The sequence below is a fragment of the Kitasatospora sp. NPDC058115 genome (assembly GCF_042884635.1).
GTDB lineage: Bacteria > Actinomycetota > Actinomycetes > Streptomycetales > Streptomycetaceae > Kitasatospora.
Genome location: NZ_JBHVTL010000013.1, coordinates 88470 through 111865, shown reverse-complemented (window position 1 = coordinate 111865; position 23396 = coordinate 88470). Strand labels below are relative to the sequence as shown.

Genomic DNA, 23396 nt, shown 5'->3' with positions numbered 1-23396 from the left:
GGCGCCCAGGGTAGGGGCGGGGCGCTCAGACCCGTACCGCGCTGGCCTGCTCGCCCGTCGACAGCCCCAGCTCGCGCCGGATGTCCACCGCGAGCTTGCTGCTCTTGACGGACAGCGCCTGCGCCTTGCCGACCTCGCGGGCGAGCGTGTCCGGGTCCGTGGACTTGGCGGCGGCGTCCCAGGCGTTGGCCGCGTCCAGCTTGATCGCACCCAGCTCGATGAGCTTGGCCTTGGCCCCGGCGGGCCAGTCGACCCCGTTGACCGAGAGGTCCGCGACCTCCTTGCGGGAGGCGGTGGCCATCGTCCTGGCCCAGGTGCGGTACTCCGCGGGCTCCTCGTCGACGTCGGCCTCCGGCTCGGCGCCGAGCGCGCCGTTGTAGGCGAGCACGGCGTCCAGGTAGGTGCGCTGGGCCTGGGTCAGCTTGGTCCGGTCGGTGCGGACGCTGCCCGCGTGCATCTTCGTCTCGTCCTGGAAGGTGCAGGTCACCCGGCGGTCGCCGGAGGCCCAGCCGGAGATGCTCGGGTAGTAGTAGGACCCGCCCATGCCGTCGGGGACGAGCCAGGAGTCGAGGGCGTAGTCGTCGCGCACCGGGCCGCAGAGCTGCGCGGCCTTGGCGCTGATCTCGCTCTGGCCGGGGTAGGAGCCGCCGCGGCCCGCGAGGTTGGTGAAGCCGGCCACCTCGCCGTGGTGCGGCGCGGTGCAGGGCACCACGTGCACCCAGTAGATGCTCGCGGACTCGGCGTCCTGACCGGGGCTGAACGGCGGCTGGTTGAAGCAGTCGCCGGTCACCAGGTCCTCGATGCTCACCGAGCCCTGCGGGCCCCGGCGGGCGTCCGCGTAGCGCTCCTCCTCGAAGCCGAGTGCGGCGAGGCCGATGAACGCGATCAGGGTGACGATCGCCCCGAGCACACCGGTCACCAGACCGGTGACCGCCAGGCCGCGGCCCTTCTCGTTGCGCTTGGGCATCTGGACCAGCGCGACGATCGCGAAGGCGAGCGCCAGCGGCCACAGGCAGAGCAGGCCGGTGACCAGTGCGGCGATCGCGAAGCCGTTGGTGGACGTCGGGGCGGGGAGGTAGGCGAAACCGGGCTGGAAGCCGGAGTGGGCGCCGGGGGTGACGGCGGCCCAGCCGGTGGCGTGCGGCTGCTCGGCGCCGGGGGGCGGCGGCGGCAGCAGGCCGACGGGGGTGGCCCACGGGTCGGCCGCGGGCGGCGCCGCGGGGGCGGTGCCGGCGGCCGCTCCGGGGGTGGGCGCGGCCCACGGGTCGGGCGCGGGCGGCGCCGCGGGGGCCGGCTCCGGGGCCGCCTCGGAAGCGGGGGCGGGGCCGGGCTCGGGCTCCGAAGCGGGGGCGGGCGCGGCCTCGGGGGCCGTCACCTCGGCCGCCGCCTCGGCCGCCGTCTCGGCCACCGTCTCCGCGGCGGGCTCGGGCCGGGGTCCGGGCTCGGCCACCGGCTTGGTCAGCGCGACCCGCTCGACCGGCTCGGGCACGGCGGCGTCGGACTCGGGCTTGGACACGTGCGATCTCCCCCGGCCCGCAGGAGGCGGGCGACAGCTCGGCAGGACGACGACCCGCGGATCCCGCGGGCGCATCGTCGCGGCGGGCCGTCAGGTACGGGAACAGGCGCGCGACTCTACCGGATCCGGTGGAACACCCGCTCGCCCTTTCGCTGCCCCACGAACCACCCCCTTCCCGCAAGGCCGGGCCCCGGCTCAGCGCCCGGCCAGCACCTCCCCGTGCAGCATCGCGAACCAGCCGTCCCCGGCGGCCGCCCACTCCCGCCACCCGGCCGCGATCCGGGCCAGTTCGGCCTCGTCGGCGAACCCCTCGGCCACCGCCGTCCGCGCGATGGCGGTGTCCGTGATCCGGTCGGCCCACAGCCCGCCCCACCACGCGCGCTGCTCGGGCGTCGCGTACGTCCAGGTGCTCGACGTGGCGGTGACGTCGGTGAAGCCGGCCGCCCTCGCCCAGGACAGCAGCCGCCGCCCGGCGTCCGGCTCGCCGCCGTTGTGCCGGGCGATCCTCCGGTACAGCTCCAGCCAGCGGTCCAGTTCGGGCACCTGCGGGTACCAGGCCATGGTCGCGAAGTCGACGTCCCGGACGGCGACCACGCCGCCCTCGGCGGTGACCCGGCGCAGCTCGCGCAGCGCGCCGACCGGGTCGGCCACGTGCTGCAGCACCTGGTGGGCGTGCACCACGTCGAACTCCCCGTCCGCGTACGGCAGCCGGTGCACGTCGGCGGTCTCGAACACCACGTTGGCCAGGCCCCGTCCGGCGATGTACCCGGCGGCCGCGGCCAGCACCTCGGCCGAGGTGTCGGCGGCCACCACCCGGCCCGCCGGGCCGACCAGTTCGGCCAGGTCGGCGGTGATCGTGCCGGGGCCGCAGCCGATGTCCAGCACGGACTGCCCGGGCCGCAGCCGGTCCCGCAGGTACGCGGCGGAGTTCTCGACCGTCCGGGAGCGGTGCGAACGCAGCACGGACTCCTGGTGGCCATGGGTGTAGGCGGCGGGCTTCGGTGCGGTCATGGTGACGTCCCCCTCGGGATCGGCGGTCTCCTCGACGCCTCCGACGCTACTCCCCGTCCCGCATTTTAAGAAGATTCGTCTCACATGGCGGCCACCGCCCGGGCCGCCCGAGCCCGGCCGCCCCGCCGGGAAGAGCGACGGCCCCCGCTCGGACGACGTGTCGTCCGCGCGGGGGCCGTCCGGCCTGCGGCGGTTACGGGGTGACGGTGAACCAGGTGGTGCGGGACTTCTTGAACTCCGGCTGGGTGAGGTCCTTCGCCGCGATGCCGTCGTTGTACAGCACGGCCGAGCCGTCGTCGGTGATCAGCTGCACCCGGGCGCCGGGGGCGGTGAGGTCCGGGACGTCCGGCACCGCCTCCCAGCCGCCCGCGTCGGCGGTCGGCAGGTCGAGCAGCTTGACCGGCTGCGAGCCCGGCTGACCGTCCCAGCGGTAGAGCGCGTACGGGTCGGAGTTGTCGTCCGCCGCCCAGGAGCCGGCCACGATCAGGTACTGGCCGAGCGCGTTGCGCCGCAGGTCGCGCACCGAGAGCCCGCCGAGGTCCAGCTCGATCGGCTCGCCGAAGGTGGCGTGCGAACCGCTGAACAGCGACGGGAAGTTCGTGACCGGCACGATCAGCGCCCGGCCGCCGGTGACGGCCGGCGTGAGCGGCGCGCGGAAGCCGACGTAGGCGGTGGTGGTGCTGCCCGGCGCGAACTCCAGGCCCTCGACGTTGAAGCCGTCGATCTGCTTGGGCACCTGCCCGGCCGCCGCACCGGCCGCGAAGCCGTAGCGGTCGCCGTGCGCGCGGTCCCAGGCGATCAGGTCGTCGCGCAGGACGCTGGAGGAACCGGCCAGGGAGAGCTGGGTGGTGGCGCCCGAGCCGGTCACGGTGGTGGCGAACACGATGTGCCGCGGCGTCTTGATCTCGCCGTCCTTGTTGTTGCCCAGCGAGCCCGTCCAGTAGACGGTGTTGCCGACCCGGGTGGCGCCCTCGATGTCGATCTCCTTGGTGACGCCGAGCGCCGAGGAGAAGTCCCAGGTGCGCACGGGCGCGCCGGAGGCGTTGCGGTCGTACAGCCGCAGCACGTTGGACTCGTCGTCGGCCACCACGATGTACCCGCCGCCCGCGTCCACCGCCGCCGAGGCGTCGCTGGAGCCCGTCAGGTAGCGGCTGTCCGCCGAGAACTGCACCGCCGCCGAGGCCGCGTAGTGCAGCGTCCTCGACGCGGTCTTGCCACCGAGCCCGGTGACCTTGACGGTGAGGTCGGTGTAGCCGACGCCCTGCGCGGCGACCGCGAGGGTGCGCGCGGAGCCGGTGCCGACGACCGTCACGTCGCCGGTCCGGGCCACCGCGGTCCGGGTGCTGGCGGTGGCGGCCACGGTGAGCGAGGAGACCGGGGCGCCGCTCTGGGCGACGGTGACGGTGACCGTCGGGTCGCCGGTGGCGCCGACCGCGCCGGACAGGTAGGCGGTGGAGAACGTGATCGTCGGGGTGCCGTAGCTCACGGCGGCGGCGGGACCGGCCGGCAGCGCCAGCAGCGGGAGGGCGGCGGTGGCGACCGCCAGCGACAGCAGGCGGCGGGAGGGACGGGACACGGTGACTGCCCTTCGACGTGGTGGGCGGTGCGAGGTCCGGACCAGGGTGGGGCCCGTCGGCGAACGCCGCCCCGACGGCAGCGGGCCGTCCGGCGAACACCAGCCCTCGCCCGCCCCCCTCCGCGGCCCGCGCCGTACCGTGGACGGGCAGCCGCCTCACAGAACGGTCCCACCATGCCCGCGCCGCGCCCCTTCGTCCTGCTGAGCGCCGCGATGTCGCTCGACGGGCACCTCGACGACGCCTCCCCCGAGCGGCTGCTGCTCTCCGGCCCGGACGACTTCGACCGGGTCGACGCCGAGCGGGCCGCCTGCGACGCGATCCTGGTCGGCGGCAACACCCTGCGCGCGGACAATCCCCGGCTGCTGGTCAACGACCCCGGACGGCGGGCCGCCCGGCGCGCGGCGGGCCGTCCGGAGCACCCGCTGAAGGTGACGCTCAGCGCGAGCGGGCGGCTGGACCGCTCGCTGCGGTTCTGGCACACCGGCGGCGAGCGGCTCGTCTACACCACGGACAGCGGGGCCGCCGTGCTGCGCCCGGCCCTGGACGGGCTGGCCGAGGTGGTGGCGCTCGGCGCGGCGGTGGAGCTGGGCGCGGTGCTGGACGACCTCGGCGCGCGCGGGGTGCGGCGGCTGATGGTCGAGGGCGGCAGCGGGGTGCACACCCAGTTCCTCGCCCAGGGGCTGGCGGACGAACTCCAGCTGGCGGTGGCGCCGCTGCTGGTCGGCCAGGCGCGGGCGCCGCGGTTCGTCGGCCCGGCGGACTTCCCCGGCGGCCCGGCCCGCCGGATGCGGCTGCTGGAGGCCCGTACGGTGGGCGATGTCGTCCTGCTCAGGTACGCCCCGAAGGAGCCCGCCCCGTGACCGACCCCCGCCCCTCGACCGGCCCCCGCCCCGCCGATCTGCCCTTCCTGCGCCGGGCCGTCGAGCTCTCCCGCCGCTGCCCGCCCTCGCGGACCGCGTTCTCGGTCGGCGCCGTGGTCGTGGCCGCCGACGGCACGGTGCTGGCCGAGGGGTTCAGCCGCGAGACGGACGGCCACGAGCACGCCGAGGAGGCGGCGCTCGGCAAGCTCCCGGCCGACGACCCGCGACTGCGCGGCGCGACCGTCTACAGCTCGCTGGAGCCCTGCGGGCAGCGCGCCTCGCGTCCGGTGCCGTGCGCCGAGCTGCTGATCGCGGCCGGCGTCCCCCGGGTGGTGGTGGCCTGGCGCGAGCCGTCCACCTTCGTCGCCGAGACCCGGGGCGCCGCACGGCTGGAGGCGGCGGGCGTCGAGCTGGTGGAGCTGCCCGAGCTGGCCGGGGAGGCCCGGGCGGTCAACGCGCACCTGCTGGGCTGAAGGGACTCGAAGCGGAGGGGGATCTTTTGTATCCTGATTAAACAATCCCTTCGCATTCCGCCCCGCACCCCTGGAGACGCCCGCATGCCCGCGACGACCTTCACCCCCCGCGCCGTGCTCCTCGACATGGACGGCACCCTGGTCAACTCCGACGCCGTGGTCGAACGCTGCTGGCTCCGCTGGGCCGAGGAGCACGGCCTCGACCCGGCCGAGGTGCTGCGCGTCGCCCACGGGCGCCAGGGCCAGGCCGCCATGGCCGCCCTGCTGCCCGACCGCCCGATGGACGTCAACCTCGCCGAGAACGACCTGATGCTCGCCCAGGAGAAGGCCGACACCGAGGGCGTCGTCCCGATCCCCGGCGCCCCCGCCTTCCTCGCCGCCCTGGCCGGCCTCCCGCACGCCCTGGTCACCTCCGCCGACGCCCCGCTCGCCCGGGTCCGGATGGCCGCCGCCGGCCTCCCCCTGCCGCCGGTCCTGGTCACCGCCGAGTCCGTCGGCGCCAGCAAGCCCGACCCCGAGGGCTTCCTCAAGGGCGCCGCCGCCCTCGGCTTCGCCCCCGCCGACTGCCTCGCCTTCGAGGACTCCGAGGCCGGCATCGCCGCCGCCCGCGCCGCCGGCGTCCCGGTCGTCGGCATCGGCCCCCGCGCCGCCGCCCACCGCCCCACCGCCCACGCGGCCACCCTCGAATCCCTCACCGTCGCCCCGGGCCCCGACGGCACCCTCACCGTCACCGTCGCCTGACCCCGCCCCACCGGGCCCGCCCGCGCGCTGCGCCCCCCGGCGACCTGTGCTTCTCTGGAAACAAGCCCCCAGGAAGCCCCGTCCGCCCGTCCGGGTGCGATCGCAAAGGAATTCCGATGGCGACAGAAACCCCTCCCACCCAACGCTGCAACTTCACGACCGCCCGGCCGACCCTCAAGCAGGGCTCGTCGGGAGACGCCGTCAAACAGGCGCAGTGCTACCTCAATTCCTCCCTGACCGGGGAACCACTCGTCGTGGACGGCCAGTTCGGCCCCGTCACGGACGCCGCGACCAGACGCTTCCAGGTGTGCGCCGACATCACCGTGGACGGCGTCATCGGCGCCCAGACCTGGTCGTTCCTGACGTTCTTCTCCAACTCCCCGGGGTTCGCCTGCTGAACACCCGGCCCCCTTCCCCGGAGACCCCCGGAAACGCCAGGAGGCCGCCCGACCGCGCTCCCGCGCGCGCCGGACGGCCTCCTGCCAGGACCGTCACACGTTGAAGCGGTACTGCCACAACACCGCTGCGACCCGCGGTAACGCGAACCCGCAGCTGATGATCAGTAGTGGTAGCGGGCAGCCAGGACGATGATCTCCCGGTCCGTGACCAGGTAGACGAGGCGGTGCTCGTCGTCGATCCGCCGCGACCAGGCCCCGGGCAAGTGGTACTTCAGCGGCTCGGGCTTGCCGATGCCGGTGAACGGGTCACGCAGGACGTCCTCGATGAGCCTGTTGATCCGGGCGAGCATCTTGCGGTCGTTCTTGAGCCAGGAGGTGTAGTCCTCCCAGCCGGCCTCCTCGAAGACGAGCCTCACGCGGCACCCTTCTCGCCATCCGCCGCGTCGGGGTCGATGAGCTCCCGCTCGGAAAGCCCAATGCCACCAAGGGCGTTCTCGTACGCCTTGAGCAAGCGGCGGGCGTTCACCGGCGAGCGCAACAGGTAGGAGCCTTCACGCAGGGCGGCGTAGTCCTCGGCCGAGACGAGTACGGCGTTCCCGTGCTTGGAGACGATCTCAATGGCCTCGTGATCGTCGTTGACCTTCTTGATCAACGGGAAGAGAGCCTTGCGCGCCTCGCTGGCAGTGATCGACATCGACTGAACTCCCTCCACAGCTGGTACCACATAACGTACCACTCAAGTGGATGCGACGAGCCGGAGAAGTCAGCACCAAGTCAGCACGGAGAAGGGATCGGGGCCCGCCTCAGGGGAGGCGGGCCCCGTCCGACCTGCGCATGTGACAGATCGATCTACCTCGAAGCAGTGAAACGGTCACACGTTGAAGCGGAACTCCACGACGTCGCCGTCCTGCATGACGTACTCCTTGCCCTCGATGCGGGCCTTGCCCTTGGAGCGGGCCTCGGGGAGGGAGCCGGTCTCGACGAGGTCGGTGAAGGAGATGACCTCCGCCTTGATGAAGCCCTTCTGGAAGTCGGTGTGGATCACACCGGCGGCCTCGGGGGCGGTGGCGCCCTTCTTGATGGTCCAGGCGCGGGCTTCCTTGGGGCCGGCGGTGAGGTAGGTCTGCAGGCCGAGGGTGTCGAAGCCGACGCGGGCGAGGGTGGCGAGGCCGGGCTCGTCCTGGCCCATCGACTGGAGGAGCTCCAGGGCCTCGGCGTCGTCCAGCTCGATCAGCTCGGACTCGATCTTGGCGTTGAGGAAGATCGCCTCGGCCGGGGCGACCAGCTCGCGCTGGGCCTCCTTGAAGGCCTCGTCGCCCAGCTCGTCCTCGTCCACGTTGAAGACGTAGAGGAAGGGCTTGGCGGTCAGCAGGTGCAGCTCGCGGATCGGGGCGGTGTCGAAGCCGGCCTCGAAGAGGGTCTTGCCGGTCTCCAGGATCGCCTGGGCGGCCTCGGCGGCGGCCAGGACGGGGGCGGTGTCCTTCTTGAGGCGCGCCTCCTTCTGGAGCCGGGGCAGGACCTTCTCGATGGTCTGGAGGTCGGCCAGGATCAGCTCGGTGTGGATGGTCTCGATGTCGTCCTTCGGGGACACCTTGCCGTCCACGTGGACCACGTCGGGGTCGGTGAAGGCGCGCACGACCTGGCAGATGGCGTCCGACTCGCGGATGTTCGCGAGGAACTTGTTGCCCAGGCCCTCGCCCTCGCTGGCGCCGCGCACGATGCCCGCGATGTCGACGAAGTCGACGGTGGCCGGGAGGATGCGCTGCGAGCCGAAGATCTCGGCGAGCTTGTTCAGCCGCTCGTCCGGGACGCCGACGACGCCGACGTTGGGCTCGATGGTGGCGAACGGGTAGTTGGCCGCCAGCACGTCGTTCTTGGTCAGGGCGTTGAACAGGGTCGACTTGCCGACGTTCGGCAGGCCGACGATTCCGATCGTGAGCGACATGAAGCGCAGTCCCGTGGGCTTGGAGGAGTTGGGCGGCCCGTCCACCGGACCGATCCCCCAGTCTACGGGCAGCCGCTCGGACGTCCGCCGCCCCCGGCGAGCGCGTCCGGGCCGTCGGGGCCGCCCACCGGGAAACCCGGACGGCCCCGGCGGGAGGCCGGCCCGGCGCGGCGGGGGCGTTCGAACGAGAAGCCGCTGGTCATCCCTTCCCTCCGGGCAGTTGAGCGACGGTCACACCAATACGCCGTCCGGGGACACGGACCAAGCCCCGACGGCCCATTACACAGTGTGGCGATGATCGGACCGTACGTTGGGTGGGTGGAGCAGAGCATCCGTACCCAGCCGCCAGGGCCCAGACGCCGACCGCCGAACGGCGCGGCCGGGGCCGCCGTCCCCGGGCCGGGCCGGGCCCGCGAGAGCGCGGGGGAACCGGCCGCCCCGGCCGGGAAGGCCCGGGGGAAGACCGCCGGGAAGGCCCCGGGACGGGGCGCCGGCCCCGGGTCCCGGCTACGCCCCGTGTCCGGGCCCCCGGACCGGCCCCGGATCGCCGGGCGGCTCTACGGGCGGCGGCGCACCGGCCGGCCCGCCCGGCTGACCGCGGTCGGCACCGGCGTGGCCGCCCTGGTGGCGACACTGGCGGTGGCGGGCCTGGACCGGCTGGCCTTCGGCGGGATCGGGATCCTGTTCGGCGTCGGCTACCTGCTGGTCTGCTTCCAGCTGGCGGTCCGGGTCCGGTACGCGGACCTGCTGGCCGCGCCGATCAGCGGGCCGATCGCCTTCGCCGCCGCGCTGCTGCTGTTCGGGCCGGTCACCTCCACCGGGGTGACGGCGCAGCTGGTGGCGCTGGCGACCAACCTGGCCACCCGTTCCGGCTGGCTGTTCACGGGCACCGGTCTTGCCGCCGCGATCGTGCTGGCCCGGTTCGTCGCCCAGCGCCGGATCCACCGCGCGCGCTGATCCTCCGCTCGCGCGGTGGATCCGGCGCGCGGCGGTGGGTCCGGCGCGCGCGGCGGACCGGGCGACCGGTTCAGCCGCCGGCGCGGGCCGCCGCCATGGCCGCGCCGACGATGCCGGCGTCGTTGCGCAGTTCCGCCGGGACGACCCGCGCCCCGCGCTCGCGCAGCAGCGGCAGGAACTTCTCGTGCTTGCGGCTCACCCCGCCGCCGATCACGATCAGCTGCGGCGAGAACAGCTTCTCCACCAGGTCCAGGTACTCGTCCACCCGTTCGGCCCACTGCGGCCAGCTCAGCCCGTGCCGCTCCCTGGCCGCCGAGGAGGCCCGCCGTTCGGCGTCCTTGCCGCGCAGCTCCAGGTGGCCCAGTTCGGTGTTGGGCACCAGCACGCCGTCCACGAACAGGGCGCTGCCGATGCCGGTGCCGAAGGTCAGGACCAGGACCACGCCCGCCTGACCGCTCCCGGCGCCGTGGGCGGTCTCGGCGAGGCCGGCCGCGTCGGCGTCGTTGAGCACCACGGCCGGCAGGTCCAGCGCCTCGCGGAACAGGCCGGCGGCGTCCAGGCCGACCCAGCCCTTGTCGACGTTGGCGGCGGTCGTGGTGCGCCCGTCGACGACCACGCCGGGGAAGGTCAGGCCCACCGGGCCCCGGTGGCCGAAGTGGCGGACCACCTCGCGGACGGCGGCGACCACCGCCTCCGGGGCGGAGGGCTGCGGGGTGAGGACCTTGTGCCGCTCCTGGGCGAGCACGCCCCGGGCGAGGTCGACGGGGGCCCCCTTGATGCCCGACCCGCCGATGTCCACACCGAATACCGCCGTCATGACGACCGCCCTCCGCCGAAGTTGTCCACAGGCCTGTGCACAGGACCTGCCCCTGGGTCGAACCTACGAGAACCGGCCCGGCCGCGCACAGCGGAGGACCCGGCGACCCCGAGGGGCCGCCGGGTCCGGGGCCGAACGCCCGCCGGGCGTTCCTACAGCTTGCCCGCGGCCTCGGCGCGCAGGTCGCGGCGGAGCTCCTTGGGCAGCGAGAAGGTCAGGTGCTCCTCGGCCGTCTTGACGACCGAGACCTCGTCGTAGCCGCGCGCGGCCAGCCACTCCAGCACGCCCTCGACCAGGATCTCCGGCACCGAGGCGCCGCTGGTCAGGCCGACCGTGGTCACGCCCTCCAGCCACTCCTCCCGGATCTCCTCGGCGAAGTCCACCAGGTGGGCGGCCTTGGCGCCGTACTCCAGGCCGACCTCGACCAGGCGCACGGAGTTGGAGGAGTTCTTCGAGCCGACCACGATCAGCAGGTCGGTCTCCGGGGCCATCTGCTTGACGGCGACCTGGCGGTTCTGGGTCGCGTAGCAGATGTCGTCGCTGGGCGGGCTGACCAGCAGCGGGAAGCGCTTCTTCAGCTCGCCGACGGTGGCCATGGTCTCGTCCACCGAGAGCGTGGTCTGGGAGAGCCAGACGACCTTGGACTCGTCCCGGACCTGCACGTTGGCGACGTCCTCGGCACCGTCCACCAGGTGGATCCGGTCCGGGGCCTCGCCCATCGTGCCGATGACCTCCTCGTGGCCCTCGTGGCCCACCAGCAGGATGTCGAAGCCCTCGTCGGCGAAGCGCACGGCCTCCTTGTGCACCTTGGTCACCAGCGGGCAGGTGGCGTCGACGGTGGCGAGCTTGCCGGCCCGGGCCTCGTCGTGCACCGAGGGCGCGACGCCGTGGGCCGAGAAGACCACGATCGAGCCCTCCGGCACCTCCTCCGTCTCGTCGACGAAGATCGCGCCCTTCTTCTCCAGGGTCTGCACCACGTACTTGTTGTGGACGATCTGCTTGCGGACGTAGATGGGGGCCCCGTACTGCTCCAGGGCCTTCTCCACGGCGATCACGGCGCGGTCGACGCCCGCGCAGTAGCCCCGGGGGGCGGCGAGCAGGACACGGCGCTGCGCGGTGTTGGAGGACATGGCTCCATCGTACGGGCGCGGCGCGGCCGCGCCGACGGGAGCCGCGTTCCGGCCGGAAGCGGTCACGGGTGCTCAAATGTGGAAGCTATGAGCGAGCGAGTCGAGCCGGGCGGCCGGGACCGGCGGGGTGGGCTGCGGCGCAGCCTGGGCGTGCGCGACCTGATGGTGTACGGGCTGCTGTTCATCGCCCCGATGGCCCCGGTGGGGGTGTTCGGGGTGCTCGACGCCAAGAGCCACGGGGCGGTCGCCGCGGTCTACCTGGTGGCCACCGTGGCGATGGGGTTCACCGCCGTCTCGTACGCCCGGATGGTGCGGGCGGTGCCGCAGACCGGTTCGGTGTACGCCTACGCCCGGGCCGGGCTGGGCGACGCGGCCGGGTTCGTCGCCGGCTGGATGGCGATGCTCGACTACCTGCTGATCCCGGCGGTCGCCTACCTGTTCTCCGGCATCGCGCTGAACTCGCTGGTGCCGGACGTCTCGCGCTGGGTGTGGACGGCGCTCGCGGTGGTGCTGACCACCGCGCTGAACCTGGCCGGGGTGCGGACGGCGGCCGTGGTGGGCTTCGCGGTGCTGGCGATGGAGCTCGCGGTGCTGGCGGTGTTCGTGGTCGCGGCCGTGGTGGTGCTGGCGCAGGGTGACGCGCGGCGGGACTGGGCGAGCCCGTTCACCGCGGTCGGCGGCTTCTCGACGACCGCGGTGCTCTCGGCGGTCTCCGTGGCCGTGCTGTCCTACCTGGGCTTCGACGCGATCGCGGGCTTCGTGGAGGAGGCGGTCGGCGCGTCGGCGGCGGTGGCCCGGGCGGTGCTGTGGTGCCTGGCGCTGTCCGGCGTGCTGTTCGTGGCGCAGACGTACCTGGCGGCGCTGCTGGAACCGCTCACCCCGCAGCAGCTGGCGGCGGACCCGGCGGCGCAGGGCTCGGCGTTCTACGACACGGTGGAGGCCTCGGTCGGGCACTGGCTGCACCTGCTGGTCGCGGCGAGCAAGGCGATCGGCGCGGCGTTCGCGGCGCTGGCCGGGCAGGCGGCGGCCGGGCGGCTGCTGTTCGCGATGGGCCGGGACGGGCGGCTGCCGCGCTTTCTGGGCGCGGTCGACCCGGGCTCGGCGGTGCCCCGGCGGGCGCTGCTGGTGTCGGCGGCGGTCACCCTGGCGGCGGCGGTCTGGGCGGCGAACCGGGACGACGGTCTCGACCGGCTGACCTCGGTGGTGAACATCGGCGCGCTCACCGCGTTCACCCTGCTGCACGCCTCGGTGGTGGGCTGGTACGCGGTGAAGCACCGCTCCCGCAACCGGGTGGCGGACGTGCTGGTGCCGGTGCTGGGCGTGGCGGTGATCGGCGCGGTGGTGGCCGAGGCCTCGGGCACCGCGCAGGTGGTGGGCCTGGTCTGGCTGGCGGTGGGGCTGCTGGTGCTGCTCGGGCGGCGGGCTTCCGCTGTCGGCGGACGCCGATAGCCTCGTACGCATGGCCAACCCCAGCTCTCCCGAAGCGCCGCTCCCGGTCGGCAAGGTCTCCGCGCTGATCGGGGGCTGGGTCGACCGGCTCGGCGCGGTCTGGGTGGAGGGGCAGATCACCCAGCTCAGCCGGCGTCCGGGGGCGGGCGTGGTGTTCCTGACGCTGCGCGACCCGCAGGCCGACGTCTCGCTGACCGTGACGTGCTTCCGCTCCGTCTTCGACCAGGTCGCGGACGCGGTGCAGGAGGGCTCGCGGGTGATCGTGCACGCCAAGCCGGAGTGGTACGCGGCGCGCGGCCAGCTCTCGCTGCGGGCCGCCGAGATCCGGCTGGTCGGGCTGGGCGAGCTGCTGGCCCGGCTGGAGCAGCTGAAGCGGCGGCTGGCCGGCGAGGGCCTGTTCGCCGCGGACCGCAAGAAGCCGCTGCCGTTCCTGCCGCAGTGCGTGGGCCTGGTCACCGGCCGGGGCTCGGCGGCCGAGCGGGACGTCCTGGAGAACGCCCGGCGGCGCTGGCCGGCCGTCCGCTTCGAGATCCGCAACGTGCCGGTGCAGGGCGTCAGCGCGGTGGAGCGGGTGAGCGCGGCCGTCCGGGAGCTGGACGAGCACCCCGAGGTGGACGTGATCGTGGTGGCCCGGGGCGGCGGCAGCGTCGAGGACCTCCTGCCGTTCTCGGACGAGGGCCTGGTGCGGCTGGTCGCGGCCGCCCGGACGCCGGTGGTGAGCGCGATCGGCCACGAGCCGGACCAGCCGCTGCTGGACTTCGTCGCCGACCTGCGCGCCTCCACCCCGACCGACGCCGCCAAACGGGTGGTCCCGGACGTCGGCGAGGAGCTGGCCAAGGTCCGCCAGCTGCGCGACCGGGCCCGGCGGCACGTGCTGGCCCGGGTGGAGCGCGAGCAGCACGGCCTGGACGGGGTGCGCAGCCGCCCGGTGCTGGCCGCGCCGCAGCGGATGCTGGACGGGCGCGGACAGGAGGTGGACGGGCTGCTGGAGCGGGCCCGGCGCACCCTGCGCCACCGGCTGGACCACGCGCAGAGCGATCTCGGGCACACCCTGGCCCGGGTGGTGGCGCTCTCCCCGGCGGCCACCCTGGAGCGCGGCTACGCGGTGCTGCAGCGGGGCGACGGCACGGTGGTGACCGATCCGGCGCAGGCCGCGCCGGGCGAGGCGCTGCACGCCCGGGTGGCGGGCGGCGGCTTCGACGTCACGGTGGCGGGCGGCTGAGCGGCGGGCGGCCGGGCGGCGGCGCGCCGGGTCGCCGGTCCGCGCTGTCGGTCCGGCCCCCTACGCTGGCTGGCATGGCAGATCAGGAGCAGGACGCGGCGGCCGCCGCCGTGCGGACCCCGACCGCGGACGACGCGCTGGGCTACGAGCACGCCCGGGACGCGCTGCTGGAGGTGGTCCGGCAGCTGGAGAACGGCGGCACCTCGCTGGAGGAGTCGCTGGCGCTGTGGGAGCGCGGCGAGCAGCTGGCGAAGGTCTGCCAGCGCTGGCTGGACGGCGCGCGGGAGCGGCTGGACGCCGCGCTGGCCGCCGAGGAGGCAGCCCCGCCGCAGGGCTGACCCGGGAGCGGGGCCGCGGCCCCGAGAGTGTGACGCAGGTCACATCCGGAAGGGGGAACAGTTGAAGGTTCATCCATGTTGGGATCTGGTGACCGGCCCCGGCCGGTCGTACCGACAAACGGACCCCACCGTTCTCCTTCCTCCTTGAGGTGCAAAGACATGACCACCGACGCCCTGGTTCTCGACGCCGCCGCCCAGGACCTGCTGTTCCGCGAGGCCCGCACCGCCAACACCTTCACCGACGAGCCGGTCTCCGACGAGCAGGTCCAGGCGATCTACGAGCTGGTGAAGTTCGGCCCGACCGCCATGAACCAGCAGCCGCTGCGCGTCGTCCTGGTCCGTTCGGCCGAGGCCCGCGAGCGCCTGGTCCAGCACCTCGGCGAGGGCAACAAGGCCAAGACCTCCGCCGCCCCGCTGACCGCCATCCTGGCCGTGGACAACGAGTTCCACGAGGAGCTGCCGACCGTCTTCCCGCACTTCCCCGGCGCCAAGGACTTCTTCGCCGAGCGTCCGGCCCGCGAGTCCTCGGCCGCGATGAACGGCGCCCTGCAGGCCGGCTACTTCATCATCGGCGTGCGCGCCGCCGGCCTGGCCGCCGGCCCGATGACCGGCTACGACGCCGAGGGCATCAACAAGGAGTTCTTCGGTGACGGCGAGCACTCCGTGCTGGCCGTGGTGAACATCGGCAAGCCGGGCGAGAACGCCTGGTACCCGCGCTCCCCGCGCCTGGCCTACGACGAGGTCGTCACCACCGTCTGATCCCGGTCCGGACGGACAGCGCGAGGGCCCCGCACACGAGGTGTGCGGGGCCCTTCCGCGTTCGCCCTCCACGGGGTGCCCCGGGAGCGGAGGTCTCCGCTCCCGGGGCGGAAACCGGCCTACTTCAGCGCCTGCGCCAGCTCGGCCAGCTCCTCGTAGGAGGCGGTGCCGGTCAGCACGGTCGTCGCGCCGCCGGACTGCACGGTGAGCGCCCGCGCCTTGGGGCCCTGCACCCGCTCCCAGGTCTGCCCGGCGACCTCCGCGGTGCCGTCCGGCTTGCCGCCGGCCACGGCCGCCTTGAGCATGTCCTCGGGCGCGGCGTCGCTCTGCTCCACGGCCGCGTACTGGCCGGAGGGGGTGACGAAGCCCAGGTGCCAGGCGTTGCCCTTGCCGCCGCTCATCGACGCCGGGTTGTAGGTCACCGAGGTGGCCCGCCACTGCGCCGGCAGGCCCTCCGGGGAGAGCAGCGGATACGGCGCGGCCCGCTTCGCCGAGGCCGCGGCGACCGAGTACTCCACCGTGCGGACCCCGTCGCCGTCCGCGTCGTGCGGCAGGAACAGGTACCCGACCCAGACCACGACGCCGACGGCCAGCATCGACAGGATCATGTCCCGTACGGTCTGCCGGCCCCTCATGCCCTTGCTCTCTCCAGCCACCCCCACATGGTGACTCATGGCGGCGCGCACCCCCGCACCCGGGGTGTCCGCGTCCGGGTGAACGGGGGCGGAACCGGCCCCCGCCGCCCCCGCGGGGGGACCGCGCCACAGACACCCCTGCCGGGGGCAGATACGATCGCAACACCCTCACCACGGCGTTCGACCAGGCAGTAGTCGGGCGCTCACTGGCCGTCGCGTACAGAGAGGTAACGACGATGACCACGCAGTACCCGCACCACCTGCCCAGCGCCCTGGAGGTCGCGCCGGAGGCTCCCGACCGGAACCTCGCGCTCGAACTCGTCCGGGTCACCGAGGCCGCGGCGCTCGCGGCCGGCCGCTGGGTCGGCCGCGGCGACAAGAACGGCGCCGACGGCGCGGCCGTCCGGGCCATGCGCACCCTCGTCTCCACCGTCTCGATGAACGGCGTCGTCGTCATCGGCGAGGGCGAGAAGGACGAGGCCCCGATGCTCTACAACGGCGAGCGGGTCGGCGACGGCACCGGCGCCGAGTGCGACGTCGCGGTGGACCCGGTCGACGGCACCACCCTCACCGCCAAGGGCATGAACAACGCGGTCGCCGTCCTGGCCGTCGCCGACCGCGGCACCATGTTCGACCCGAGCGCCGTGTTCTACATGGACAAGTTGGTCGCCGGCCCGGAGGCCGCCGACTTCGTCGACATCACCGCGCCGCCGGCCGTCAACATCCGCCGGGTCGCCAAGGCCAAGGGCATCGCCGTCGAGGACGTCACCGTGGTCGTCCTCGACCGCCCGCGCCACCAGGGCCTGATCCAGGAGATCCGCGAGGCGGGCGCCCGGATCAAGTACATCTCCGACGGCGACGTCGCCGGCGCCATCATGGCCGCCCGCGAGGGCACCGGCGTCGACCTGCTGATGGGCGTCGGCGGCACCCCCGAGGGCATCATCGCCGCCTGCGCGATGAAGTGCATGGGCGGCGTGATCCAGGGCCGGCTGTGGCCCAAGGACGACGCCGAGCGCCAGAAGGCGCTGGACGCCGGGCACGACCTCGACCGGGTGCTCTCCACCGACGACCTGGTCAGCGGCGAGAACGTGTTCTTCGTCGCCACCGGCATCACCGACGGCGAGCTGCTGCGCGGCGTGCACTACCGCCAGGAGACCGCCACCACCAGCTCGCTGGTGATGCGTTCCAAGAGCGGCACCATCCGGGAGATCCACTCCACCCACAAGCTGTCCAAGCTGCGGGCCTACAGCGCGATCGACTTCGACCGCGCCAACTGACGCACCACACGGTCCGCGGTCCCGGCGAAATCCCCCTTCGCCGGGACCGCGGTGCGTCTTCCGCCGGGACGTCTTCCGCCGGGACGTCCCCCGTCGGCGCGTCCTCCTCGGGGACGTCCTCCGCCGGGCGGCCCCGGCGTCACCCGGCGATCAGTCCGCGCGCCCCCGGCACCCGGGCCGCCTCGCGCAGCTCGACGTCGCGGCGGCGGCGCCGCGCCAGCACCACCCGGCGCTCGGCCGCCGTCAGCCCGCCCCAGACCCCGTACGGCTCCGGCTGCGCCAGCGCGTGCTCCCGGCAGTCCAGCAGCACCGGGCACCGGGCGCACACCTGCTTCGCCTGTTCCTCGCGCGACAGCCGGGCCGCGGTCGGCTCCTTGGACGGCGCGAAGAACAGGCCCACCTCGTCCCGCCGACAGGCCGCGGCGGTGTGCCACGGGTTGTCCTCGCCCGCCGACTGCGGGGCCGGGCGCCGCTCCATCAGCTGGGCCGCGAGCACCGGCGAGGCCGCGGTGGACGGCCGCGCGACCGGCGACGGGGCAGCCGGCGCGGTGGCGGCGGACGAGGTGGTGCGGGACTCGATCGGATGCAGCACGGCCGTACTCCTGACGAGGCTCTCGGACACGGGGAAGGCTCGCTCCCATGCCCAGCTGCGGGCCCCCGTTCACACCCCCGGGCCGGCCTCAGGCCGCCTCCGGTACGCAGCCGTACAAGAAGCGATGTGCCAGAGGAACTACCCCGCGCCCGCGGGATTCATGCACACTGCACGCAAACGACTACAGCCTGCACCCGCCGCAACGACAAGTGCCCGGCCGGGAGTTGCCTCCGACCGGGCACCGGGCCCGTCCCGCACGCGCGACTCAGTCGGCGCCGAGCTGCTTGCGCACCCACTCCTTGAGCTTCTTGCCCCGGCGCGGCTTGGCCTCGCACCCGCCGAACACGGCGGTGCCCTTCACCCGCACCACCGGCGCGTACGGGTCCGCCGCGGTCTGCTCCTTGACGTCGAATCCGCCGAAGATGCCGACGCCGCCGCCGTGCAGGCTGACGTTCTCCGGCACCTTGACCTCCACCCCGCCGAAGATCGCCACCACGTCGATCACCACCTCGGGCGACTCGAAGACGGCGTCGGTCAGGTCGATCTCCACCCCGCCGAAGATCGCCACGGCCCGCAGGTGGGAACCCACCCGCCACCGCCCCTTGCGGGAGGAGCCGCCGAAGACCGCCAGCATGGTCGGCGCCTCGTTGCGGGCCGGCAGCCGCACCGGGCCCTCCGGCCGCGGGCCGGCCGCCTGCTCCGGGCCGCCCAGCGGCGGCTTCTCGAAGGAGACCTCGCGGTGCACCGGGAGGTCCCGGGTCAGCGGCACGAGGTCGCCCAGGGTCTTGGCCGCGTAGGCCGCCTCGATCCGCTCGGCGTGCTCCTCGACGTCCAGCCGCCCCTCGGCGTAGGCGTCGCGCAGCAGCTCCGCCACCCGTTCGCGGTCGGCGTCCGAGGCCCGCATCTCGGCCTCCGCCACCGGGGCGTGCGCGGCCCGCGCGGGCGGCGCCGCCGCGGGCTTGGTCATCGGTACGGGCCCCTGCCCCTGATCGTCCATCTGCTGGTCCTGCGGGTCCTTCGACGGCGAGTTGTCCACGGGGGCAAGCCTAGTCAACGGGGCAACCCCCGTACCGCCCCCGGGTGACCCTGGTCACGCAGGCGGACCTTCCCGCGTGCGGGATATCGGCGGGTCCTACCCTTGAGGGTGCTTTCGCCCCTCCAGGGTGCTTCGCCGACGCAGCCGGAACACCGGCAACACTGGACACCTAAGGACCGCCCCCATGGCTCCCACGCCGGACTTCGAGTACAGCGACCTGCTCCCCCTGGGCGCTGACCCGACCCCCTACCGCAAGCTCACCTCCGAAGGCGTCTCCACCTTCGAGGCCGGCGGACGCACCTTCCTCCAGGTGGAGCCCGAGGCCCTGCGGCTGCTCACCGCCGAGGCGATGCACGACATCTCGCACTACCTGCGCCCCGCCCACCTCGCCCAGCTGCGCCGCATCCTGGACGACCCGGAGGCCAGCCCGAACGACCGCTTCGTCGCGCTGGACCTGCTGAAGAACGTCAACATCTCGGCCGGCGGCATCCTGCCGATGTGCCAGGACACCGGCACCGCGATCGTCATGGGCAAGCGCGGCCAGAACGTGCTCACCGCGGGCGGCGACGAGGCCGCCGTCGCGCGCGGCGTCTACGACGCGTACACCAAGCTGAACCTGCGGTACTCCCAGATGGCCCCGGTGACCATGTGGGACGAGAAGAACACCGGCAACAACCTGCCGGCGCAGATCGAGCTGTACGCGACCGACGGCGACGCCTACAAGTTCCTCTTCATGGCCAAGGGCGGCGGCTCCGCCAACAAGTCGTACCTCTACCAGGAGACCAAGGCGATCCTGAACGAGGCCAGCATGCTCGCGTTCCTGGAGCAGAAGATCCGCTCGCTGGGCACCGCGGCCTGCCCGCCGTACCACCTGGCGATCGTGATCGGCGGCACCAGCGCCGAGTTCGCGCTGAAGACCGCCAAGTACGCCTCCGCGCACTACCTGGACAACCTGCCGACCTCCGGCGACGCGAAGACCGGCCACGGCTTCCGCGACCTGGAGCTGGAGGCCAAGGTCACCGAGCTGACCCAGAAGATCGGCATCGGCGCCCAGTTCGGCGGCAAGTACTTCTGCCACGACGTGCGCGTCGTCCGCCTCCCGCGCCACGGTGCCTCGCTGCCCGTCGCGATGGCCGTCTCCTGCTCGGCCGACCGCCAGGCGCTCGGCAAGATCACCGCCGAGGGCGTCTTCCTGGAGCAGCTGGAGACCGACCCGGCGAAGTACCTGCCGGACACCACCGACGAGGCCCTGCTGGTCAGCGGCTCCGCCGGGGGCGACGACGGCGTGGTGCGCATCGACCTCGACCAGCCGATGTCCGCGATCCGCGCCGAGCTCTCCAAGTACCCGGTGAAGACCCGCCTCTCGCTCACCGGCACCCTGGTCGTCGCCCGCGACATCGCCCACGCCAAGATCAAGGAGCGTCTGGACGCCGGCGAGGGCATGCCCAAGTACCTCCAGGACCACCCGGTCTACTACGCCGGCCCGGCCAAGACCCCCGAGGGCTACGCCTCCGGCTCCTTCGGCCCCACCACGGCCGGCCGGATGGACTCCTACGTCGACCAGTTCCAGGCGGCCGGCGGCTCGATGGTCATGCTCGCCAAGGGCAACCGCTCCAAGCAGGTCACCGACGCCTGCGCCCAGCACGGCGGCTTCTACCTCGGCTCCATCGGCGGCCCCGCCGCCCGCCTCGCCCAGGACTGCATCAAGAAGGTCGAGGTCCTGGAGTACGCCGAGCTCGGCATGGAGGCCGTCTGGCGCATCGAGGTCGAGGACTTCCCGGCCTTCATCGTGGTCGACGACAAGGGCAACGACTTCTTCCGCGAGACCACCGAGGGCCCGCTGATCACCAACCTCCGCGTCCGCTCCAAGGAGTAGCCCTCCCCCGCACACCGCCCCCGCCCCGGCCGCCCCCCGCGCCCGGGGCGGGCCCGTTCCCGCCCGGATTCGGCCTCGCACCCCGTACCGGAAACTCGTACCATTGTGGTACGGGATCAGCCGTCCGAGGAGGGCACACCGATGACGATCAGCGCCAGCGACGCACGCACGCAGCTCTTTCCCCTGATCAAGAAGGTCAACGACGACCACGTCCCGATAAGGATCACCTCCAGGGGCGGTGACGCCGTCCTGATGTCCGCCGAGGACTACGACTCCTGGCAGGAGACGATCTACCTGCTGCGCTCCCCCGCGAACGCCCAGCGCCTCATGGCGGCCGTCGCCCGCGACAGGGCGGGCGATCCGGGCGTCACCCGGACCATGGAGGAGTTGGAAGCCCTGGCGGGTGAGGTGTGAGGAGCGTCCACTTCGATCCGGACGCCTGGGAGGACTTCCTGTTCTGGCTGGGCTCGAACCGGAGGACCGCGCAGCGGATCGCCCGCCTGATCGGCGAGATCCAGCGCGACCCGTTCAGCGGGATCGGCAAACCGGAGCCCTTGAAGGGCGACCTCGCGGGCTACTGGTCGCGCAGGATCGATGACGAGCACCGCCTCGTCTACCGGGCGGACGAGAAGGAAGTGAAGATCCTCAAGGCCAGCTACCACTACCGGTGACGGTCGTGCGCCGTCAGGCGTCGAAGTCGTACTCAAGGACGTAGGAGGCGGCGTCCAGGGTCATCTCGTTCAGCTCGACGACCTGGCCCTCGTCGGCGAAGGCGGTGCGGCAGATGAGGATGACCGGGGTGCCGGCGGAGAGGTCGAGGCGGGCGGACTCGTCGGCGCTGGGCATCCGGGAGCGGACCTCCTCGCGGAAGTGGACGGGCTTGGCGCCGATCTCGGCCAGCCGGGCGTAGGTGCCGCCGGGGCCGGTGTCCTCACGGGTGATGGCGGTGCCCGCGACCAGGCCGGCCGGCAGGTAGGAGGTCGACAGCAGGACCGGCTTGCCGTCCAGGACGAAGCGCCGGTGCCGGACGCACATCGGCTCGCCCGGGTCCACGCCGAGCACCCGGGCCACGTGTTCGGGCGCGCCCCGCTCGCTCACCGAGACCTGGTCGACGACGAGGCTGCGGCGGTCGATGTCGGCCGACCATATCGAGCGGCCCGAGCCCCACTGGCCCTGGGCGAGCCGCTGGATGCCGCGCCGGCGCAGCGGCCGGAAGTCCCGGACGAAGACGCCCGCCCCGCGGCGGGCCTCGGCGATGCCCTCGCTCTGCAGCACGCCGAGCGCCTGGCGGGCGGTCATCCGGGCGACGTCGTAGGTGTCCATCAGGTCGTTCTCGCCGGGGAGCCGGTCGCCCGCGCGGTACTCGCCGGCGTCGATGGCCGCCTTCAGGCTGTCGGCGATCCGTTGGTACTTGGGCTGCTTCTCGCCACTGCTGCTGCCGACCATCGCCGTCTCCCTCGTCCCTCGCCGGAAATCGTAGGCGCGCCTTCGGTCTGCGGTAAGCCGATAGGACCGGTTCGACCGTTGACATCTCTAGAGATATTAGCTTCTCTAGAGATGCTGGGTAGTCGCCGAGCAGTGCCGAACCAAGCCAAGCCACGACAGCGACCAGGGCCGGCCGCCACCCGTCGCCGCGCCCGCACCGGAGCAGCAAGGAGCAGCGCGGTGAGCATCCGAAAGCGCGCCGCCGCGGCCTACCGGCCGCGCGTGGGGGAATCCGTCCTCGACACCAGGACCGGACGCACCGGCATCTACATGGACACCATCGGCGGTGAGCACTACCTCCGCCCGCCCGAGGGCGGCCGCGAGTGGACCGCCCGCCCCGAGCACGTCACCCCTGCGGCCCCGGTCGGCGGAACGGCCTTCGAGGGCGCCGCCGGGGCCGAGTCCGCGGGACGGACCGGACCGGCACGCCGGGCCGGCCCCTCGCCCCTCCCCGCCACCTGAGGCCGCCTCCGCGGAAACCCGCACCGGTCAATTCCGGCCACCGGACGCACGGCGGGCCGCCCACCGCGTCGGTGGACGGCCCGGGTCCGCGCCCGTGGTGCCCCGTCAGGGGCAGTTGCCGACGGTTCCGGCGAAGGCGCCGGCGGCGGTGGCCACGTAGGCCGCCGAGACGACCGCCGTCGACACGGCGACCACGGCAAGACGACGAAGCGTGCTCATGGGTGGATCCCCCTCGGGTGCGCGGGCCGCCCCCTGGCGGCCCGGGTCAGGTGAAGTGCCGCTCCACGGCGTGCGCCCCGCACCACCGGGACGGCGGGGTGCGGGGCGCACGGGTGCGGTGTGTGTGGGCTACGGGTGACCGCTGATGACTCCGGCCGAAGCGCCGGTGGCGGTCACGAGGTAGCCGGTGGTCACCACGATCGTCGAGACGGCGACGACCGCGAGGCGACGAAGCGTGTTCAAGCGTTCCCCCCTGGAACCGCTGACGGGACGGTCCTACGGGTGGCTGGAGATGACGCCCTGCGGCTCGCGCTCGGTGGTCGCCCCGTCGCCGGCCGGCTCCACGACGTACTGGCCCTCGTCACCGAAGAGGTCGTCCTCCAGGTCGGCCTTGCGGTCCGCGGTGGGCTCGGCGTACTCGGCCTGCTCCGAGGTCGCGGCGACCGCGCCCTCGACCGCCTGGCCGGCCTCGGCCGCGGCCTGCTCGGCCGGCGCGGCCGCCACGGGGGTCTCGCTCTGCTCGTTGGCCATGCTGGGGCCGCCTTTCGGTCATCACATGTCTTCCGCCCCACCGGGTCGGCGCGGGCGCGGAGTCAGTATCGTAGGGTTGATTAAATGACC

General features: G+C 73.5%; 25 protein-coding genes and 1 pseudogene. 13 read left to right on the top strand and 13 right to left on the bottom strand.

Going from position 1 to position 23396, the window contains the following annotated elements; all coding sequences use genetic code 11:
- Positions 1-25 precede the first annotated feature (25 nt).
- The 3 genes from ACFVVL_RS16020 to ACFVVL_RS16010 all read right to left on the bottom strand — a co-directional run bounded on the left by ACFVVL_RS16020 (position 26) and on the right by ACFVVL_RS16010 (position 4103).
- Positions 26-1516, bottom strand: coding sequence for a DUF4190 domain-containing protein (locus ACFVVL_RS16020; RefSeq protein ID WP_387675453.1), 1491 nt, complete (start codon positions 1514-1516; stop codon positions 26-28).
- 195 nt (positions 1517-1711) lie between these two features.
- A complete protein-coding gene (locus tag ACFVVL_RS16015) occupies positions 1712-2527 on the bottom strand; it encodes a methyltransferase domain-containing protein (RefSeq protein ID WP_387675450.1) in 816 nt (271 codons plus the stop codon).
- A 193-nt stretch (positions 2528-2720) separates the two neighbouring features.
- Positions 2721-4103 (bottom strand): hypothetical protein, encoded by a 1383-nt coding sequence (locus ACFVVL_RS16010; RefSeq protein ID WP_387675447.1) that lies wholly within the window; start codon positions 4101-4103, stop codon positions 2721-2723.
- Positions 4104-4277: 174 nt separating this feature from the next.
- Here ACFVVL_RS16010 and ACFVVL_RS16005 point away from each other — a divergent pair.
- The 3 genes and pseudogenes from ACFVVL_RS16005 to ACFVVL_RS15995 all read left to right on the top strand — a co-directional run bounded on the left by ACFVVL_RS16005 (position 4278) and on the right by ACFVVL_RS15995 (position 6576).
- Positions 4278-5437 (top strand): annotated as a pseudogene (locus ACFVVL_RS16005) (dihydrofolate reductase family protein).
- 84 nt (positions 5438-5521) lie between these two features.
- On the top strand, positions 5522-6178 hold the full coding sequence (locus ACFVVL_RS16000) for an HAD-IA family hydrolase (RefSeq protein WP_387675444.1): 657 nt from the start codon (positions 5522-5524) through the stop codon (positions 6176-6178).
- 116 nt (positions 6179-6294) lie between these two features.
- Entirely contained in the window at positions 6295-6576 is a 282-nt protein-coding gene (locus ACFVVL_RS15995; RefSeq protein ID WP_380287102.1) for a peptidoglycan-binding protein, read from the top strand.
- A gap of 161 nt (positions 6577-6737) precedes the next feature.
- Here ACFVVL_RS15995 and ACFVVL_RS15990 read toward each other — a convergent pair whose 3' ends face one another.
- The 3 genes from ACFVVL_RS15990 to ychF all read right to left on the bottom strand — a co-directional run bounded on the left by ACFVVL_RS15990 (position 6738) and on the right by ychF (position 8521).
- The gene (locus tag ACFVVL_RS15990) at positions 6738-6992 is read right to left on the bottom strand and encodes a Txe/YoeB family addiction module toxin (RefSeq protein ID WP_387675441.1); all 255 of its coding nucleotides are present in this window, start codon (positions 6990-6992) and stop codon (positions 6738-6740) included.
- The gene (locus ACFVVL_RS15985) at positions 6989-7270 is read right to left on the bottom strand and encodes a type II toxin-antitoxin system prevent-host-death family antitoxin (protein WP_344325967.1); all 282 of its coding nucleotides are present in this window, start codon (positions 7268-7270) and stop codon (positions 6989-6991) included. Before ACFVVL_RS15985 ends, ACFVVL_RS15990 begins: the two co-directional genes overlap by 4 nt.
- Positions 7271-7447: 177 nt before the next feature.
- A complete protein-coding gene (ychF, locus tag ACFVVL_RS15980) occupies positions 7448-8521 on the bottom strand; it encodes a redox-regulated ATPase YchF (protein WP_380287135.1) in 1074 nt (357 codons plus the stop codon).
- A 516-nt stretch (positions 8522-9037) separates the two neighbouring features.
- On the opposite strand from ychF, the gene ACFVVL_RS15975 reads away from it, so the two are divergent.
- Entirely contained in the window at positions 9038-9478 is a 441-nt protein-coding gene (locus tag ACFVVL_RS15975; RefSeq protein WP_387675438.1) for a DUF6542 domain-containing protein, read from the top strand.
- 70 nt (positions 9479-9548) lie between these two features.
- Here ACFVVL_RS15975 and ppgK read toward each other — a convergent pair whose 3' ends face one another.
- Together ppgK and ACFVVL_RS15965 are read right to left on the bottom strand one after the other, a co-directional pair.
- On the bottom strand, positions 9549-10295 hold the full coding sequence (gene ppgK, locus ACFVVL_RS15970) for a polyphosphate--glucose phosphotransferase (RefSeq protein WP_387675435.1): 747 nt from the start codon (positions 10293-10295) through the stop codon (positions 9549-9551).
- 152 nt (positions 10296-10447) lie between these two features.
- Positions 10448-11425, bottom strand: coding sequence for a 4-hydroxy-3-methylbut-2-enyl diphosphate reductase (locus tag ACFVVL_RS15965; protein ID WP_380287013.1), 978 nt, complete (start codon positions 11423-11425; stop codon positions 10448-10450).
- 87 nt (positions 11426-11512) lie between these two features.
- On the opposite strand from ACFVVL_RS15965, the gene ACFVVL_RS15960 reads away from it, so the two are divergent.
- The 4 genes from ACFVVL_RS15960 (at position 11513) to ACFVVL_RS15945 (ending at position 15193) form a co-directional block, all read left to right on the top strand.
- Positions 11513-12874 carry an APC family permease gene (locus ACFVVL_RS15960; RefSeq protein WP_380287012.1) on the top strand — a complete coding sequence of 454 codons (1362 nt, stop codon included), beginning with the start codon at positions 11513-11515 and terminating at the stop codon, positions 12872-12874.
- 10 nt (positions 12875-12884) lie between these two features.
- Positions 12885-14096, top strand: coding sequence for an exodeoxyribonuclease VII large subunit (gene xseA / locus ACFVVL_RS15955; protein ID WP_380287011.1), 1212 nt, complete (start codon positions 12885-12887; stop codon positions 14094-14096).
- Positions 14097-14170: 74 nt separating this feature from the next.
- Positions 14171-14434, top strand: coding sequence for an exodeoxyribonuclease VII small subunit (locus ACFVVL_RS15950; RefSeq protein ID WP_380287010.1), 264 nt, complete (start codon positions 14171-14173; stop codon positions 14432-14434).
- Between the two features lie 159 nt (positions 14435-14593).
- A complete protein-coding gene (locus tag ACFVVL_RS15945; protein WP_380287009.1) occupies positions 14594-15193 on the top strand; it encodes a malonic semialdehyde reductase in 600 nt (199 codons plus the stop codon).
- Between the two features lie 119 nt (positions 15194-15312).
- Here ACFVVL_RS15945 and ACFVVL_RS15940 read toward each other — a convergent pair whose 3' ends face one another.
- Positions 15313-15849 carry a DUF4245 domain-containing protein gene (locus ACFVVL_RS15940; protein ID WP_380287008.1) on the bottom strand — a complete coding sequence of 179 codons (537 nt, stop codon included), beginning with the start codon at positions 15847-15849 and terminating at the stop codon, positions 15313-15315.
- A 215-nt stretch (positions 15850-16064) separates the two neighbouring features.
- On the opposite strand from ACFVVL_RS15940, the gene glpX reads away from it, so the two are divergent.
- Positions 16065-17105, top strand: a complete 1041-nt coding sequence (gene glpX, locus ACFVVL_RS15935; RefSeq protein ID WP_380287006.1) for a class II fructose-bisphosphatase — start codon at positions 16065-16067, stop codon at positions 17103-17105.
- A gap of 139 nt (positions 17106-17244) precedes the next feature.
- On the opposite strand, the gene ACFVVL_RS15930 is transcribed toward glpX, so the two are convergent.
- Both ACFVVL_RS15930 and ACFVVL_RS15925 read right to left on the bottom strand, forming a co-directional pair.
- Positions 17245-17583, bottom strand: coding sequence for a WhiB family transcriptional regulator (locus tag ACFVVL_RS15930; RefSeq protein WP_380287134.1), 339 nt, complete (start codon positions 17581-17583; stop codon positions 17245-17247).
- A 379-nt stretch (positions 17584-17962) separates the two neighbouring features.
- A complete protein-coding gene (locus ACFVVL_RS15925) occupies positions 17963-18694 on the bottom strand; it encodes a DUF1707 domain-containing protein (RefSeq protein ID WP_380287133.1) in 732 nt (243 codons plus the stop codon).
- Positions 18695-18917: 223 nt separating this feature from the next.
- Between ACFVVL_RS15925 and ACFVVL_RS15920 the strand changes: the two genes are divergently transcribed.
- From ACFVVL_RS15920 to ACFVVL_RS15910, 3 genes are all read left to right on the top strand, one after another.
- On the top strand, positions 18918-20609 hold the full coding sequence (locus ACFVVL_RS15920; protein ID WP_380287004.1) for a fumarate hydratase: 1692 nt from the start codon (positions 18918-18920) through the stop codon (positions 20607-20609).
- 141 nt (positions 20610-20750) lie between these two features.
- Positions 20751-21023, top strand: coding sequence for a type II toxin-antitoxin system Phd/YefM family antitoxin (locus ACFVVL_RS15915; protein ID WP_380287002.1), 273 nt, complete (start codon positions 20751-20753; stop codon positions 21021-21023).
- Positions 21020-21280, top strand: a complete 261-nt coding sequence (locus tag ACFVVL_RS15910) for a Txe/YoeB family addiction module toxin (RefSeq protein ID WP_387675426.1) — start codon at positions 21020-21022, stop codon at positions 21278-21280. Before ACFVVL_RS15915 ends, ACFVVL_RS15910 begins: the two co-directional genes overlap by 4 nt.
- Positions 21281-21293: 13 nt before the next feature.
- Here ACFVVL_RS15910 and ACFVVL_RS15905 read toward each other — a convergent pair whose 3' ends face one another.
- A complete protein-coding gene (locus tag ACFVVL_RS15905) occupies positions 21294-22055 on the bottom strand; it encodes a GntR family transcriptional regulator (protein ID WP_380286999.1) in 762 nt (253 codons plus the stop codon).
- A 219-nt stretch (positions 22056-22274) separates the two neighbouring features.
- On the opposite strand from ACFVVL_RS15905, the gene ACFVVL_RS15900 reads away from it, so the two are divergent.
- On the top strand, positions 22275-22556 hold the full coding sequence (locus tag ACFVVL_RS15900; protein ID WP_380286997.1) for a hypothetical protein: 282 nt from the start codon (positions 22275-22277) through the stop codon (positions 22554-22556).
- A 495-nt stretch (positions 22557-23051) separates the two neighbouring features.
- Here ACFVVL_RS15900 and ACFVVL_RS15895 read toward each other — a convergent pair whose 3' ends face one another.
- The gene (locus ACFVVL_RS15895) at positions 23052-23306 is read right to left on the bottom strand and encodes a hypothetical protein (RefSeq protein WP_380294351.1); all 255 of its coding nucleotides are present in this window, start codon (positions 23304-23306) and stop codon (positions 23052-23054) included.
- Positions 23307-23396: the final 90 nt, after the last annotated feature.

What these genes read in the sequence shown, in the direction of transcription:
- ACFVVL_RS16015 (WP_387675450.1), bottom strand. Translation starts at nt 2,527, where the DNA reads ATGACCGCACCGAAGCCCGCCGCCTACACCCATGGCCACCAGGAGTCC.
- ACFVVL_RS16000 (WP_387675444.1), top strand. Translation starts at nt 5,522, where the DNA reads ATGCCCGCGACGACCTTCACCCCCCGCGCCGTGCTCCTCGACATGGAC.
- ACFVVL_RS15995 (WP_380287102.1), top strand. Translation starts at nt 6,295, where the DNA reads ATGGCGACAGAAACCCCTCCCACCCAACGCTGCAACTTCACGACCGCC.
- ACFVVL_RS15985 (WP_344325967.1), bottom strand. Translation starts at nt 7,270, where the DNA reads ATGTCGATCACTGCCAGCGAGGCGCGCAAGGCTCTCTTCCCGTTGATC.
- ychF (WP_380287135.1), bottom strand. Translation starts at nt 8,521, where the DNA reads ATGTCGCTCACGATCGGAATCGTCGGCCTGCCGAACGTCGGCAAGTCG.
- ppgK (WP_387675435.1), bottom strand. Translation starts at nt 10,295, where the DNA reads ATGACGGCGGTATTCGGTGTGGACATCGGCGGGTCGGGCATCAAGGGG.
- ACFVVL_RS15965 (WP_380287013.1), bottom strand. Translation starts at nt 11,425, where the DNA reads ATGTCCTCCAACACCGCGCAGCGCCGTGTCCTGCTCGCCGCCCCCCGG.
- ACFVVL_RS15960 (WP_380287012.1), top strand. Translation starts at nt 11,513, where the DNA reads ATGAGCGAGCGAGTCGAGCCGGGCGGCCGGGACCGGCGGGGTGGGCTG.
- xseA (WP_380287011.1), top strand. Translation starts at nt 12,885, where the DNA reads ATGGCCAACCCCAGCTCTCCCGAAGCGCCGCTCCCGGTCGGCAAGGTC.
- ACFVVL_RS15950 (WP_380287010.1), top strand. Translation starts at nt 14,171, where the DNA reads ATGGCAGATCAGGAGCAGGACGCGGCGGCCGCCGCCGTGCGGACCCCG.
- ACFVVL_RS15945 (WP_380287009.1), top strand. Translation starts at nt 14,594, where the DNA reads ATGACCACCGACGCCCTGGTTCTCGACGCCGCCGCCCAGGACCTGCTG.
- glpX (WP_380287006.1), top strand. Translation starts at nt 16,065, where the DNA reads ATGACCACGCAGTACCCGCACCACCTGCCCAGCGCCCTGGAGGTCGCG.
- ACFVVL_RS15930 (WP_380287134.1), bottom strand. Translation starts at nt 17,583, where the DNA reads ATGGAGCGGCGCCCGGCCCCGCAGTCGGCGGGCGAGGACAACCCGTGG.
- ACFVVL_RS15925 (WP_380287133.1), bottom strand. Translation starts at nt 18,694, where the DNA reads ATGGACGATCAGGGGCAGGGGCCCGTACCGATGACCAAGCCCGCGGCG.
- ACFVVL_RS15920 (WP_380287004.1), top strand. Translation starts at nt 18,918, where the DNA reads ATGGCTCCCACGCCGGACTTCGAGTACAGCGACCTGCTCCCCCTGGGC.
- ACFVVL_RS15915 (WP_380287002.1), top strand. Translation starts at nt 20,751, where the DNA reads ATGACGATCAGCGCCAGCGACGCACGCACGCAGCTCTTTCCCCTGATC.
- ACFVVL_RS15905 (WP_380286999.1), bottom strand. Translation starts at nt 22,055, where the DNA reads ATGGTCGGCAGCAGCAGTGGCGAGAAGCAGCCCAAGTACCAACGGATC.
- ACFVVL_RS15895 (WP_380294351.1), bottom strand. Translation starts at nt 23,306, where the DNA reads ATGGCCAACGAGCAGAGCGAGACCCCCGTGGCGGCCGCGCCGGCCGAG.